This window comes from Bacillus sp. EKM208B (assembly GCF_011800725.1).
Classification (GTDB): domain Bacteria; phylum Bacillota; class Bacilli; order Bacillales; family Bacillaceae; genus Bacillus; species Bacillus velezensis.
Map to the genome: position 1 here is coordinate 241,704 of NZ_JAANHO010000007.1, position 14,600 is coordinate 256,303.

General features: G+C 46.2%; 15 protein-coding genes. 8 read left to right on the forward strand and 7 right to left on the reverse strand.

The annotated features are described in order from the left end of the window. Positions 1 to 203 precede the first annotated feature (203 nt). The 4 genes from gabP to G9F75_RS14515 all read left to right on the forward strand — a co-directional run bounded on the left by gabP (position 204) and on the right by G9F75_RS14515 (position 3,907). On the forward strand, positions 204 to 1,589 hold the full coding sequence (gene gabP, locus G9F75_RS14500) for a GABA permease (RefSeq protein WP_012116987.1): 1,386 nt from the start codon (positions 204 to 206) through the stop codon (positions 1,587 to 1,589). Positions 1,590 to 1,697: 108 nt separating this feature from the next. Then, positions 1,698 to 3,236 (forward strand): outer spore coat copper-dependent laccase CotA, encoded by a 1,539-nt coding sequence (gene cotA / locus G9F75_RS14505; RefSeq protein ID WP_167409184.1) that lies wholly within the window; start codon positions 1,698 to 1,700, stop codon positions 3,234 to 3,236. Between the two features lie 204 nt (positions 3,237 to 3,440). Further along, the gene (locus G9F75_RS14510; RefSeq protein WP_007408879.1) at positions 3,441 to 3,650 is read left to right on the forward strand and encodes a cold-shock protein; all 210 of its coding nucleotides are present in this window, start codon (positions 3,441 to 3,443) and stop codon (positions 3,648 to 3,650) included. Between the two features lie 98 nt (positions 3,651 to 3,748). After that, on the forward strand, positions 3,749 to 3,907 hold the full coding sequence (locus G9F75_RS14515) for a hypothetical protein (protein WP_021495202.1): 159 nt from the start codon (positions 3,749 to 3,751) through the stop codon (positions 3,905 to 3,907). A gap of 30 nt (positions 3,908 to 3,937) precedes the next feature. On the opposite strand, the gene G9F75_RS14520 is transcribed toward G9F75_RS14515, so the two are convergent. Both G9F75_RS14520 and G9F75_RS14525 read right to left on the reverse strand, forming a co-directional pair. Beyond that, positions 3,938 to 4,984, reverse strand: a complete 1,047-nt coding sequence (locus G9F75_RS14520; protein WP_012116984.1) for a TolB family protein — start codon at positions 4,982 to 4,984, stop codon at positions 3,938 to 3,940. Between the two features lie 65 nt (positions 4,985 to 5,049). Beyond that, positions 5,050 to 5,418, reverse strand: a complete 369-nt coding sequence (locus G9F75_RS14525; RefSeq protein ID WP_014417081.1) for a septal ring lytic transglycosylase RlpA family protein — start codon at positions 5,416 to 5,418, stop codon at positions 5,050 to 5,052. 363 nt (positions 5,419 to 5,781) lie between these two features. Between G9F75_RS14525 and G9F75_RS14530 the strand changes: the two genes are divergently transcribed. From G9F75_RS14530 to G9F75_RS14545, 4 genes are all read left to right on the forward strand, one after another. Then, on the forward strand, positions 5,782 to 6,822 hold the full coding sequence (locus tag G9F75_RS14530; protein WP_007408876.1) for a 2,3-butanediol dehydrogenase: 1,041 nt from the start codon (positions 5,782 to 5,784) through the stop codon (positions 6,820 to 6,822). A gap of 188 nt (positions 6,823 to 7,010) precedes the next feature. Then, positions 7,011 to 7,508, forward strand: coding sequence for an RNA polymerase sigma factor SigV (locus G9F75_RS14535; protein ID WP_154818012.1), 498 nt, complete (start codon positions 7,011 to 7,013; stop codon positions 7,506 to 7,508). After that, on the forward strand, positions 7,508 to 8,368 hold the full coding sequence (gene rsiV, locus G9F75_RS14540; protein ID WP_014417080.1) for an anti-sigma-V factor RsiV: 861 nt from the start codon (positions 7,508 to 7,510) through the stop codon (positions 8,366 to 8,368). The genes G9F75_RS14535 and rsiV overlap by 1 nt, the downstream gene beginning before the upstream one ends. A 271-nt stretch (positions 8,369 to 8,639) precedes the next feature. After that, positions 8,640 to 10,571 carry an acyltransferase family protein gene (locus G9F75_RS14545; RefSeq protein WP_167409185.1) on the forward strand — a complete coding sequence of 644 codons (1,932 nt, stop codon included), beginning with the start codon at positions 8,640 to 8,642 and terminating at the stop codon, positions 10,569 to 10,571. 42 nt (positions 10,572 to 10,613) lie between these two features. Here G9F75_RS14545 and G9F75_RS14550 read toward each other — a convergent pair whose 3' ends face one another. The 5 genes from G9F75_RS14550 to G9F75_RS14570 form a co-directional block, all read right to left on the reverse strand. Continuing rightward, a complete protein-coding gene (locus G9F75_RS14550) occupies positions 10,614 to 11,618 on the reverse strand; it encodes an SPFH domain-containing protein (protein ID WP_167409186.1) in 1,005 nt (334 codons plus the stop codon). A 26-nt stretch (positions 11,619 to 11,644) separates the two neighbouring features. Then, positions 11,645 to 12,406 (reverse strand): TPM domain-containing protein, encoded by a 762-nt coding sequence (locus G9F75_RS14555; protein ID WP_014417077.1) that lies wholly within the window; start codon positions 12,404 to 12,406, stop codon positions 11,645 to 11,647. Next, on the reverse strand, positions 12,406 to 13,431 hold the full coding sequence (locus G9F75_RS14560; protein ID WP_167409187.1) for a TFIIB-type zinc ribbon-containing protein: 1,026 nt from the start codon (positions 13,429 to 13,431) through the stop codon (positions 12,406 to 12,408). The genes G9F75_RS14555 and G9F75_RS14560 overlap by 1 nt, the downstream gene beginning before the upstream one ends. 50 nt (positions 13,432 to 13,481) lie before the next feature. Next, entirely contained in the window at positions 13,482 to 14,168 is a 687-nt protein-coding gene (locus tag G9F75_RS14565) for a PspA/IM30 family protein (protein ID WP_029973762.1), read from the reverse strand. A 114-nt stretch (positions 14,169 to 14,282) separates the two neighbouring features. After that, positions 14,283 to 14,600 (reverse strand): YjdJ family protein, encoded by a 318-nt coding sequence (locus G9F75_RS14570; protein ID WP_128496485.1) that lies wholly within the window; start codon positions 14,598 to 14,600, stop codon positions 14,283 to 14,285.

Consider the following 14,600-nt stretch of genomic DNA (forward strand, 5'->3'; position numbering starts at 1 on the left):
ACCTTGTTTTCGTGGAATTATTTTCAAACACATTAAAACACAAAAATAACAGAAAATTATTTCTTTTCCTTCCGGCACCTTCTGCTGTACGGACGAGAAAAAATGTCATATTTTCTTACATCATTTTCAACTGTCTGTGGCATTTATGATAGAATAATACTTGTCGGAATATTCAGCATAAACAAGCCAAAAGGAGGCAAAGAATGAATCAGCCTAACTCTTTATCAAAGGGATTAAAAACCCGGCATATGACTATGATTTCAATTGCCGGCGTGATCGGCGCCGGATTATTTGTCGGAAGCGGATCCGTCATTCATTCCACCGGACCCGGAGCGATTGTCTCCTACGCTTTAGCAGGATTATTAGTGATTTTTATTATGAGAATGCTGGGGGAAATGTCCTCCGTCAACCCGACAAGCGGTTCGTTTTCACAGTACGCGCATGATGCCATCGGTCCTTGGGCCGGTTTTACGATCGGATGGCTGTATTGGTTTTTCTGGGTCATCGTCATTGCTATTGAAGCCATTGCAGGCGCCGGAATCATACAGTACTGGTTCCCGGGCATTCCGTTATGGCTGACGAGTCTGCTTCTGACCGTGCTGTTAACACTGACGAATATTTATTCAGTTAAATCGTTCGGCGAATTTGAATACTGGCTTTCCTTAGTGAAGGTAGCGACGATCGTTGTCTTCTTAATCGCGGGATTTGCGTTCATTTTCGGAATCGTCCCCGGCAGCAAGCCGGTCGGGCTGGAAAATCTGGCGGGCAGCGGCGGATTTTTCCCTAAAGGTCCAAGTTCCGTTCTGCTCGGCATCGTCGTTGTCATTTTTTCTTTCATGGGATCTGAAATCGTCGCAATCGCAGCGGGAGAAACGTCAAATCCGGTCGAATCCGTCACAAAGGCGACCCGCTCAGTCGTTTGGCGGATCATTATTTTTTACGTCGGCTCCATTGCGGTTGTGGTCACACTGCTGCCGTGGGATTCAGCCAATATTTTGGAAAGCCCCTTCGTTGCCGTTTTGAGCCATATCGGGGTTCCCGCAGCCGCTCAAATCATGAATTTTATCGTCCTGACAGCCGTTCTGTCCTGCCTGAACTCCGGGCTTTATACGACGTCACGGATGCTGTATTCACTGGCAGAGCGAAATGAAGCGCCGCGGCGTTTTATGAAATTGAGTAAAAGAGGCGTACCGGTTCAAGCCATTATCGCCGGCACCTTTTTCTCCTATATTGCCGTTGTTATGAACTACTTTTCTCCCGACTCCGTATTCTTATTTCTGGTCAATTCATCAGGGGCGATCGCACTGCTCGTCTATCTCGTCATCGCCGTCTCACATCTGAGAATGAGAAAGAAAATCGAACGGACAAACCCTGAATCTCTTAAAATCAAAATGTGGTTCTATCCGTACTTAACCTACCTGACGATCATCGCCATTTGCGCCATCTTGTTATCTATGCTGTTTATCAGCTCAATGCGGTCTGAATTTCTGCTGACAGGATTTATTACTCTGCTGGTGCTTGCCTCATATGTATTCCGCAAAAAACAAAAACCGAAAGAGAGCGCTTCCGAAAGCCGGGTTGCGCAATAACCGCAAACACCCCCCTCAAAAAAGGGCGGGTGTTTTTTTAACCAACCTGTTCCAGGCAGCATTAACTGTAGTACAGGATTTCAATAAATGATAAGGACAGGATGAAAAATGGCACTAGAAAAATTTGCAGATGAACTGCCGACTATTGAAACACTCCAGCCGCAGAAGAAATCAGACGGCAGCACGTATTATGAAGTCACCATGAAGGAATGCTTTCACAAGCTGCACCGCGATCTCCCGCCGACCCGGCTGTGGGGGTATAACGGTTTATTTCCCGGCCCGACGATCGACGTGAACCAAGATGAGAACGTCTATATTAAATGGATGAATGACCTGCCGGATAAGCATTTTCTGCCTGTGGATCATACCATTCACCATTCAGAAAGCGGCCATCAGGAACCCGATGTCAAAACCGTCGTCCATTTACACGGAGGAGCAACGCCGCCGGACAGCGACGGCTACCCGGAAGCCTGGTTCACAAAGGATTTTAAGGAAACGGGTCCTTATTTTGAGAAAGAGGTATACCATTATCCAAACAAACAGCGCGGGGCTCTGTTATGGTATCACGATCACGCCATGGCGATTACGAGGCTCAATGTGTACGCCGGGCTTGCCGGGATGTATATCATTCGCGAGCGAAAAGAAAAGCAGCTGAAGCTTCCCTCCGGAGAGTATGACGTACCGCTTATGATTTTGGACCGCACGTTAAATGACGACGGTTCCTTGTCTTATCCGAGCGGACCTGCTAACCCTTCCGAAACGCTGCCCGACCCTTCCATCGTCCCGTTTTTTTGCGGAAATACCATTCTCGTCAATGGTAAAGCGTGGCCGTATATGGAAGTTGAACCGCGGACATATCGTTTCCGCATCCTTAATGCCTCCAATACAAGAACATTTTCTCTCTCGCTCAATAACGGCGGGAAGTTTATCCAAATCGGTTCTGACGGCGGACTGCTTCCCCGCTCTGTCAAAACACAATCTATCAGCTTAGCCCCGGCAGAGCGGTATGATGTGCTCATCGATTTCTCCGCCTTTGACGGAGAACATATCATTTTAACGAACGGCACCGGCTGCGGGGGCGACGCCGATCCGGATACAGACGCCAATGTGATGCAATTCCGCGTCACAAAACCGCTGAAGGGAGAAGACACAAGCCGTAAGCCTAAATATCTTTCAACAATGCCTAATGTGACATCAAAGAGAATACACAATATCAGGACGCTTAAACTCACAAATACGCAAGACAAATACGGCCGGCCCGTTTTGACGCTGAATAACAAGCGATGGCATGATCCTGTGACAGAAGCGCCGAAGCTCGGCACAACGGAAATCTGGTCGATTATCAATCCGATGGGGGGCACCCATCCGATACACCTGCACCTTGTTTCCTTCCAAATCCTTGACCGGCGTCCTTTTGACTTAGAGCGTTATAACAAATTCGGCGACATTGTGTATACAGGCCCCGCCGTCCCGCCTCCTCCAAGTGAGAAAGGCTGGAAAGATACCGTGCAGGCGCACTCGGGAGAGGTCATCAGAATCGCGGCGACTTTCGCTCCTTACAGCGGACGCTACGTATGGCACTGTCATATTTTAGAGCACGAAGATTACGACATGATGAGACCGATGGACGTCACGGATAAGCAGTAAACAAACATCCCCCCTTTTCTGAGAGGGGCTTTTTTATTTATCCAAAAAGAAAAAATAAGAAGACACTTATTTGCATATACTGTAATAACAGGAAGACGGTGCACCCTCATTGGAAATCTGGATAGAAAAAGGAATTAGGAGATTAGGGAAAAGTATGAGACAATGAAGGAGTGCACGAAAATTCATAAGGGAAGAAGTGACTTTATGTCTTACTACAACAAACGTAATCAGGAACCGCTGCCTAAAGAAGATGTCAGTACGTGGGAATGCACAAAAGAGGACTGTATTGGCTGGAGCAGAAAGAATTTTGCCGGCAGTGATACCCCGACTTGCCCCCTTTGCGGCAGTAAAATGATCGACGGCGTCCGTTCGTTGGTAAATCTCCAAAACAATAATCAAACGGCATCAAGTTAGACCTCCCTTTTACGAGTCTCAACATAGAGAAGGCCTCCATGTCTCATGAGAGGCCTTTGCGTTATCATGTCCTTTTATGATGCAAAGGAGCAATGAACATGAAAAACGATCGGCAGCAGAAAGATCTGAAGGAATTGGCAAAACGGCGGAAAATGAACCTTGCCGCACAGTCATTCATCGAAACGCTTCATTTTGCCGTTCCGATTCTCCGTTTTTTCAAATGGCTCGCCTCAGCCGCAGCCAGCTTTGTTCATTAAAAAACACCCAGCGGGCGCTGAGTGTTTTTTTCATGATTGGATGACGGAAAAACTGTTGATAATGCCGTTGTCATTTTCCCAGACTTTTTCGCATTTTTTCGTATCCAAATGATAAGCATAAATGGTCCGGACCTTCGCATTCCGCCCCGTTTCATCCTTCAGACGCTTAGCGCCTTTTGCTTCCGCCATGAAATAAATGATGCTGCCGTCTTTAGAAAACTGAGGCTGGGCATCAATCAGCGGAGCGAAGTCCTTCCCGTTTGAGATAATCGTTTCATCTTTTTTCGTTTTGACATTCATCAGACGGATGGACGCTTTTTGTTCCGTCCCTTTTTGGGTATAAGATGTAAAGACAAGGTTCTTTCCGTCCGGTGACACCGCCACGTCGCTGATAAACTGTTCAAGGTTTGTCAGATCCTGAAGGTGTTCGCCCGCTCCTGCCGCAAACCGGATATTCGTCGGTTCAGGGTCAATCCCCTTCTCATTTGCCTCATCCGTTTTTTGATAATCCTCTTTTACGGAATAATGCAGAAGCGCAAAATCGTTTTGGCTGCGGTTATAAAAGAAGCTGCTTACACTGTCGTCTTTCTCATCGGCGGCGGGATACAGATTTTCATAACGTTTCGTTTTCAAATCAAAAGATGCGAGACGGAAAATATCTTCATCCGCTTTTCCGAGACGGAAATAAATGTGCGTCAGATCCTTTGATAAAAACAGACTGTCAGCGCTTGCCGTTCCTTTATAAAGCACCGTCTTCTTTTTCGTCTTCAGATCAAGCTTATACAGACGCATCTCATTTTGGTCATTATTCCCGACAAAATAGAGCACCTGATGGGCATCATCCAGCGCAAACGCCGGATATGCCGAAAGCTTTTCCTCGTACAGCACGCGGCCGTCCTCGTAATATTTCGTCATCAGATCTTTGTCTGTAATGGAAACAAGCAGCTTGTCATGACCGCCGGAGACAACGGCTTTCCCGCCGCCGTCGCTTTTTCCTTTAATCAGTAAAACGGCCGCGATGACCGCCGCCGCCAAAACGGCGGCCAGCAACATCCAGATCCATCGTTTCTTCTTCATTATCAATCTCTCCGTCAATCAGAAAAAGCAAGAATCAGTGTCCTTGCTTTTTAAGATGGTCTATTTTAATAGCTGTAGTGTCCGGATACTCTTCCTTTGCTTAATGGATATCCAAGCGCTTTGAACGCTTTCGGGCTGACATCCAATACGGCATTCGGCATACGGCCTACATCATTTTTGTATACGGTGATAACCTTTTTCGGTTTTGCTTTGGCATAAGCTCTGATTTTCGTTCCGTTTCTCGGAACGTCAAATCCTAATTTTGTCGCGCAATCCCAGTGTCCCAGTTTTTTACCGGAAGATCCTTTTTTACCGACTCCATTATACCATGTAATATTTCCGTTCACTTTTTTAGCACTTGCATCAGAAGAGTAACTGATCGCTCCCAGCGTGCTTCCTGCTAAAATCAATAAGGCTAAGAATAACTTCTTCAAGCTTTCGTCCTCCTGATTCTTTATTCTAGGCAAAATTATACACCAAGAAGACGATTATAATATTTCAATCACTTTACATGTTCATTACAACGTGATGAGACATGCACACAACGACGGCACAATTTCCTGTTCTATATAATTCCATGGTAAATTATACTACAAAATTTAATTCATTAGCGTTATAATATTCATAGAGTATTTCTGCATTCAATATGGACTTTTTATAAGGCCTATTGATAGTTGCATAATATGATATATTTTGAGAAATCAGGCTTTAGGAAGCAGGCACTTTATTCCTTTTAACCGTGGTTCATATTGATCATGTACCTATACTCGTTTCAATCAGACTAGGAGTGATAATCAATGAAAGCGGCAAGATGGCACAATCAAAAAGACATTCGAATCGAAAACATTGATGAACCTAAAGCAGAACCGGGTAAAGTCAAAATTAAAGTCAAATGGTGCGGGATTTGCGGAAGCGACCTTCATGAATATTTGGGAGGCCCGATCTTTATTCCGGTCGGCAAACCTCATCCGTTAACAAACGAAATGGCGCCCGTCACGATGGGTCACGAATTCTCAGGAGAAGTCGTTGAAGTGGGCGAAGGCGTCAAAAATTACAGCGTCGGCGACCGTGTCGTCGTGGAACCGATTTTTGCCACACACGGACATCAGGGAGCCTATAACCTTGATGAACAAATGGGATTCTTAGGCTTAGCCGGAGGCGGCGGCGGATTTTCTGAATATGTATCCGTTGACGAAGAATTGCTGTTTAAGCTTCCTGAAGAGCTTTCTTACGAACAGGGCGCGCTTGTTGAGCCGTCAGCGGTAGCGCTTTACGCCGTCCGCCAAAGCAAATTAAAAGCGGGCGACAAGGCGGCAGTTTTTGGCTGCGGACCGATCGGGCTGCTTGTGATTGAAGCCCTGAAAGCGGCCGGCGCCACAGATATTTACGCGGTTGAACTTTCACCGGAACGTCAGGAAAAAGCGAAAGAACTCGGCGCTATCATCATTGATCCGTCAAAAACGGACGATGTCGTTGAAGAAATCGCTAAACGCACAAACGGCGGCGTTGATGTTTCTTATGAAGTAACAGGCGTTCCTGTCGTTCTCCGCCAGGCGATCCAGTCAACAAACATTGCCGGTGAAACGGTTATCGTCAGCATCTGGGAAAAAGGAGCGGAAATTCATCCGAACGATATCGTCATCAAAGAACGGACCGTAAAAGGCATTATCGGATACCGTGACATCTTCCCTTCCGTTCTTGCACTGATGAAAGAGGGCTACTTCTCAGCAGATAAGCTCGTCACGAAAAAAATCGTGCTCGACGATCTGATTGAAGAAGGCTTCGGCGCTTTAATCAAAGAGAAAAACCAAGTGAAAATCTTAGTCAAACCGAACTAAACCGTTCAGCTGAATATCAGACACATCCGAAAAAGAGCCGTTCCGGCTCTTTTTTTCATCTCATCGTCTTTCCTTCCTTTTCCTTTTAAAAATGATCCCCTCTGCGCAAACTATTTTTTACCCTGTCCCGTCTATCCTTAGGCAGCAGCCTATGATACGTATTTTTAAAAAAGGAGCCCTTTGAAGCAATGAAGAACGAAACAGCCAAAGCGTCGCTTGCGACGTGCATAACTGAGCGCAAGGAAGACTTTTACCGGCTTGCGTACAGTTACGTAAAGAACAAGGATGACGCGTTAGATATTGTTCAGGAATCAATTCAAAAAGCGCTGACATCGGTCGAATCCGTCAAAAACCCCGATGTGATCAAAAGCTGGTTTTATAAAATTTTAGTCCGCACGGCCATTGATTTTCTCCGCAAACAGAAAAAACTGAAAGTGATGGACGATGAAACGATCGAGTTTTTAAGCCGCGGAAAGGAAGATCACTACAAGGACACAGACCTTCACGAAGCGCTCGATGACCTGCCGCATCAATATAAAACCATTATCATTCTGCGTTTCTTTGAAGACCTGAAATTAGAAGAAATCGCGGACATCACGGGGGAAAACATCAACACCGTCAAAACACGCCTTTACAGGGGGCTGAAGCTCATGCGCATTCAGCTGACGAAGGAGGATCTTTCTTAATGGAAAAGAGATTAGAACAATTAAGAGAAGAGTATAAAAGTGTGCCCATTCCTAAGGAACTGGACAGCATTGTCGAAAAAGCCCTTCGGCAGAAACCGAAGAAAAAACGAATCGTGATGTGGCCGACATCCGCGGCAGTCGCTGCGGCCGTCTTATTTACCGCCGTTGTCAATATCAATCCGGATGCCGCACAAGCCATGTCTAAAATCCCCGTCATCGGCAAAGTCGTCCAAGCCATCACATTCACGGAGATGAAGGAAGAAAAGAACCAATCAAGCATTGATGTGAAAACGCCCGCTCTGTCCGGCCTTTCCGATCATAAACTCGAAGACAGCATCAACCGGCATTACATGAAAGAAAGCAAAAAGCTGTATCAGGAATTTATGAAGGCGACCTCCAAAAGCAAAAAAGGCCACCTCAGTATTTACAGCGATTATGAAACCGTTACTGACACAGCGGATCTGATCTCAATCCGACGTGATATCGAAAAAACGCAAGCTTCCTCTTATACACAAAGCCGTTACATCACGATCGATAAAAAGAATGAGGCCGTGCTTACGTTAAAGAGCTTATTTAAAGATGACCGTTATATTAAAGTCATCAGCCAAAATATTAAAGAACAAATGAAAAAACAGATGAAAGAAGATCCGAATAAAATATACTGGGTCGAAGATGATGATATGACGGAGCCTTTTAAAGCCATCCGCGCCGACCAGAATTTTTATATTACAGATAAGCACAAACTTGTCATCTCATTTGACGAATATGAAGCAGCACCCGGATATATGGGCGTTACAGAGTTTACAATACCGACCTCCGTCATCTCCAAGCTGCTTGTCGGAGACCGCTACATCAGATAAAGAAAGAAAAAAATCCATGATATCCGCAGATCATGGATTTTTTCTTTCGTCCTGCAACAGCCAAGATGCATAAGGGACCCTTTTCATATAACAGACGCCGGACGGGGGCTGAAAAGTTTAAGAAAATCACAGCATTTCATTCATTTTTTCTGAAACAAAATCCCCTTCCGAATGCGTCTAATTAACGGAACAAATGGAAGACTGTACAGAAATCTGCCATAGCCATCCGCAAAACAGCGAGAATTTCCGCGCACATTATTGGAGGAATACCATGTCAGACAAGTCACTGCATCACCGCTATATTCCCGGACTGGATGGACTTCGCGCCTTTGCCGTCCTCGCAGTTATCGCATATCATCTGAATTTTAACTGGGCCGACGGCGGTTTCATCGGTGTTGATATCTTTTTTGTTTTATCGGGGTATTTAATTACATCTATTATATTGCCTGCCCAAGGCAATGCCATCACCCTTGATTTGCGTGATTTTTGGGTGCGCCGGATCAGGCGGCTTCTGCCGGCGGCTTATCTCATGATTATCACGACAGTCATTTGGGTCGTATTGTTTAACAGCGAGCTCCTGCATACCGTACGCGGAGATGCGGTCTCCTCACTTTTTTACATAAGCAATTGGTGGTTTATCTTTCATAAACTTTCTTATTTCGACAGCTTCGGCTCCCCTTCGCCATTAAAAAACCTTTGGTCGCTGGCGATTGAAGAACAGTTTTATATCATATGGCCCTTCCTGCTGCTTGCGGGAATGTACATATGTAAAACACGGGCCCGGCTTGCGGCCGCGGTCATGTTCCTCGCGTTATGTTCGGCAGTCGTAATGAGTATGATGTATGTGCCCGGCGGAGATCCGAGCCGCGTTTATTACGGAACGGATACCCGCTCATTTGAATTGCTGATCGGCTGCGCTTTAGCTTTAGTGTGGCCGATGAAACGATTATCTTCCAAACGGCTGCCGAGCAGCATGAAACACCTGCTTCACGGGACGGAGCTTGCCGCTTTTGCCGCGCTGCTGCTTTGCGTCTTTTACACGGATGAATATGAACCCTTCCTGTACAAGGGCGGCATGCTTTTGATCAGCATCACCGCAGCGGTTCTTGTCGCATGTTTATGCCATCCGAGCAGCTTTTTGGGACATGTTCTTTCATGGAAGCCGCTTCGCTGGATCGGAACGAGATCATACGGAATCTATCTTTGGCATTACCCGATTATCGTGCTGAGCACACCCGTACAGGAAATCGGAAATCCGGTTTATTGGCACTGCGCCGTCAGAATCGGCGCCACTTTCATTCTTGCCGAGCTATCTTACCATTTCATTGAACAGCCGATCCGCACTGCGGGCTTCCGGCCATTTTTACGCCGCGTGTTTCTGAACCGCTTTCTGGAATGGAAGACGTCCTCTGTCATCAGCAGAATGTCGCTCGGCCTCATTCTTGCCGCCATTCTCGTATTTGCGGGCGGGCTGTCAGGGATAGCCGAAGAGAAAAAACAGCCGCAATGGACGTACGCGCAAAATGATCAGCAAGAAACCGCCGCCTCTTCGCACAAAACGGCCGATCACGATCAGCCTGCAAAAGAAGAAGACAGCAAGAAAAAACACGGCGGCGAAAAAACGGACACCGCGTCAGACAAAAACAAGAAAGAACCAACAGACAAATCAAATACAAAGAAAAACGAAGAGAAAAAGGAACGGTCATCTCAAAAAACGGCTGATTCAAAACAAACACAGCCTCAGCAAGACGTGCTGGCCATCGGTGACTCGGTGATGCTGGACATTGCGTCATACCTGCGGCAGTCCCTCCCTCATGTCACCATCGACGGAAAGGTAGGAAGACAAGTCTCTCAAGCACTCCGGCTCACTTCGGAATATGCGTCATTTAATCAGCCGAACAAAGCGGTCATCATCGAGTTAGGGACGAACGGCTATTTCACAAACAGCCAAATTGAATCACTGATCAGCTCCTTTTCAAAAGCCGATATCTATCTTGTCAACACACGTGTGCCGCGGCAGTGGGAAAGCAAAGTAAACGAATCATTGCGCCGGCAGGCCGAGTCACGGAAAAATGTGACGCTTGTCGATTGGCACGCAAAAGCATTGCAGCACCCTGAATACTTCACACCGGACGGCGTCCATCTCATACCTGAGGGTTCTAAAGCGCTGACATCCCTCATCGTTCAAACAATGAAATCATGACAAAAAAAAGAGGCCCCAAAAAGGCCTCTTTTTCGTATATCGTCAGGCAAGCTTCTGTCCGCAATTCGGGCAAAAATTCGCGCCTTCCGTTTTCGCTCCGCAGTTCGGACAGAATTTCGGCTTAGCCGCTCCTTCCAAGCCGTTCGCCGGTGCCGTCCCCTGATTCTGCTGACTTTGATCTTGCTGCGGCTGGTTCTGCTGATTTTGATTCATTTGGTTCATCATTTGATTTGCCACATTCATTCCCATCATCATGCCCGCCATGTCGGAGGCGGCGCCGCTTCCGTTCATTTTGCCGGATGACATTCCGTCCGTCATGGAAATCTGCTGATAGCGGTTCACATCGCCCACCATGCCGTAAGAAGCGTTTTTCGTAATCATATCCTGAACTTCCTGCGGATAGTTAAAGCTCATAATATTGAAGCCCGTAATCGACATGCCGTCTCCGATCAGCTGCATATCAAGATCTTCTTGAATCCCTTTTCCGATTTCAAAGGAATTCGACTGCAGATTGAACATGTCTTTTCCTTCTCTGGTGATCCATTTCATCAAAAGCTGATCGAGAATAGACGTAATCCGGATTTTAATGTCCTCCACTAAATAGCTGTCTTTGACACCCGCAATCTTATCAATCAATCCGATGTAGTCAATGACCTTGAAGTTAAATGTGCCGTTTGCGCGGATCGGCATACCGCCCGGCATACCTGCCGCCGGAATGTTGATGGCGTTTTTTGTGCCCCACTTCACGGTGAACTCCTTCGTATTCACAAACAGCACTTCAGCCCGCATGCCGCTGTTAAAACCAAACTTAAACCCTTTTAGTGTAGATAGAAACGGAATGATTTCTGATTCGATATCATAATCGCCGTCATCACGGAAAATCCCTTCAATCTTCCCGTTGTATAAAAAGATGGCATCCTGTCCCGGCCGGATGATCAGACGGCTGCCTTTTTTAATTTCACGGTTGTTCCATTTATAGAAAACCATGTCGTCTCTGAATTCTTCCCACTCCACCACATTTGCTAACTGATTTCTGAAAAAACCCATGTATGCTCAAATCCTTTACATATAATTTAAAAACTTCCCTTGCTTCCGCTGTAACTCGTGCCGCCCCTCGTGACTCCGCCGTCATTGTCATTATCTTTATCAGGCTTTTTTTCTCTTGTAACGTCGGTTCGGATATATGTGTCGTGCTGGCTCAGCACTTCAGACGTATCGTGATCCATATACGTGCTGCCGGTGACGGTGACCTTGCCGCCGGAATTGTACACCATCACGGTGACGGCGATTCCGGCCGCGGCTGCGGCAATAATCAGCTGAAACCACCATGTGAGCAGCAGATTGTCAGACTTGTCGTCCGGGCTTTTCCCCATATCTTTATAAGCCATCTTGATGTAGGTCTGAAACGCCTTTTCATAATGGCCTGCGGAAATATCTGACGAGATCGTATTCCTGATCGTATTCAGCCGGCTGTTATTCAAATACGTCTCCGCCTTTTTATATCCCGAGATAAATACTTCCCGATTTTTCATATCAATGGTCAATATCGCCGTACTTCCGCTAAAATGACTGTCATAAAAATCACCGGCGTACTGCTCGATGTCCTTACCGCCCGTTCCGTTTGCGGTAAGAATGATAAAATCGGTATGGCGCTTTGCCCCCAGCTTCCCGGCCAATTCCTCAAGTTTCTTCGTTTCATCCTTCGTTAATAAATGAGCATTGTCGTAAACATATTGCTTCTGTTCCGCGGCAGACGCCGATGTATGTAAAGAAAAAGACAGCATCAGAAAAAGGACAAAGCAGAAGAGACACGCTTTTTTTATCGATACTTTCATCAAAAACCGCCTCCTATCATAAGTGAGACGAGTCTTAATGCTACAAACGCACCGGCGGTTATGCCGCCGAACCACACGGCCACTTTTCCGGCACTGATCGGCGGTTTGCCGACAACCTTGCCCGTCTGCCCGTTCATCGCAAAAATGTGCTCAGCCCGCTCATAGTCGTAGCTGACCATCCAGACCGGAAGCAGTACGTAAAAGCTGCTGATTTTATCGGTCTGAATCTGCTCATCCGTAATGTCAGCCGTCGTATATCCGGAGAAGGTGGATCTGATATAAGAATCAATATAATGGCTGATTTTATCCTTCGCCCGAGGAAAGAGATCGTCATCGGTATAATTGTACTTTTCCGCTATATATCCCGCTAAATAGGCCGTATTAAACTCCTTCAGCTCACTGTATGAGTAAGGTTCCAATTTGTCCATTAATTCATCATTCATTTTTTCTGAAGCGTCGACCGGAATTTTGAGATAATCAAGATTGATATCGCGGTACGCGTTGTAATACTCGGTCTCCGTCACCCGGTATTCTCCATCATCATAGTGATGCACTCTCGTACAAACGGCATTGACCTGAACCTTGCTGTTTAAATCAAACATCCAAAACGGCACGTACATGCCGGTTATGCTCTTCACCCGGTCGGCAGACATAAATCCTTTCGGTGTCAGACGGCCGTTTCGGCACCACTTTTTAAAAGCGCTCATGGCCTCTTCTTTACTGATCGTAAAAGGGATCACCATCGAAGGCGCGAGATTTCCCGATAATCGGTCGGCGAGAACGGCGGCTCCTCCGCAAAACCCGCACGTCGTGGCCGTCGTTTCCGCCTCAGTCATTAATACCGCGCCGCAATTCTCACAGCGGTACTCGTTCGCCTCATTTTCAGAAAATCTCGTCGTTATATACTCTTTTGGCAGGCTCTCAATCTGATCCTGCCGCCCGCAGCTGTGACATGTCAGCATGCCGGATGAACTGTCAAAGACCATATCATCGCCGCAGTTCGGGCATTTATAAGAAATGATCATTCTGTTTCTCTCACTTTCTCTTTATATCGGACAAAGCTGCAGCCCGCTGTCTATTGATCTTTACTGAAAAGCATTTTCTGCTTGAGCGCCGCCAATTCATCATCGACACTGCTTTGATTGCTGTCATATTTAGCCGTCAGCTCGTCAATATCGTCTTTCGGAGACGCGTTCAGCTCAGCCATCGCATTGGCGTGATCAAGCGCTTGGTTGACCTTGTCTTCCATTCTGCCGAAAGCTGTCAGCGATTGGCCCGCATTTGACACAGAGGACCCCAATTTGTTCATTCTCTCCTGCGTTTTTGCCACAGACCACTTCGCTTTGATGGCATTTCGGCGCGACTCAAGCTCTCCGATATCAGCGACAAGCTTGTCATGCATTTTGCGCATTTGAGACGCGTTGGATGAAGCGAGCTGATAAGCCGTCTGCAGCTCGGTCAGTCTTGATTCAACAGCCGCTTTCCTTTCCAAAAATGCCCGCGCATCAGCTTCATTGCCGGCCTGCAACGCTTTCATCGCATAATTTTCCATCTTTTCGGCATCAGCCTGGCATTCTGTTAACGCTCTTTTCGCCCGCTGTTCCTCAGCCATGACAGAAGCCGTCTCCGCTTTCACTTTTCCTAAATCACTGTTCAGATTCCGCAAATATTGATCAACCATTTTTTCAGGGTTTTCAGCTTTATCCAGCAACGCATTGATATTGCTTGACATGATGTCTTTAAATCTTCCTAAAATACTCATTTTTCATTTTCCTCCCAAAATTAAATAGTAACAAGTTCACAGTTATATATACTGTTTTTTTCAAAAAAAGTTTCATTTTCTCTTGAATTTATGTATTTTTATATGAAAATAGTCTCATTCAGCCCATTTGTGCCGGCGGAAATTCTTTATGACCAGATACAGTGAGAACAAAAAATAAACAAACAGCCCGATCATCAACCCGCTCACTAACGGATAATGCTTCGCCGCATACACAAAGAAATCCAGCTGCGAAATCTGTTCCGGACTTGTAATCGTATCCGTCCCATTCAAAAGCTTTGAGAATTTAGCCGTATAATTCCAATCAAACAAATCAGAAACAAGCTCACTCCCCTGATACCAATTGACAGCGGCGAGACAAAGAAAACAAAAAACAGAAAACGCGCATTGCACAATAAGAAAAACATGTTTCAT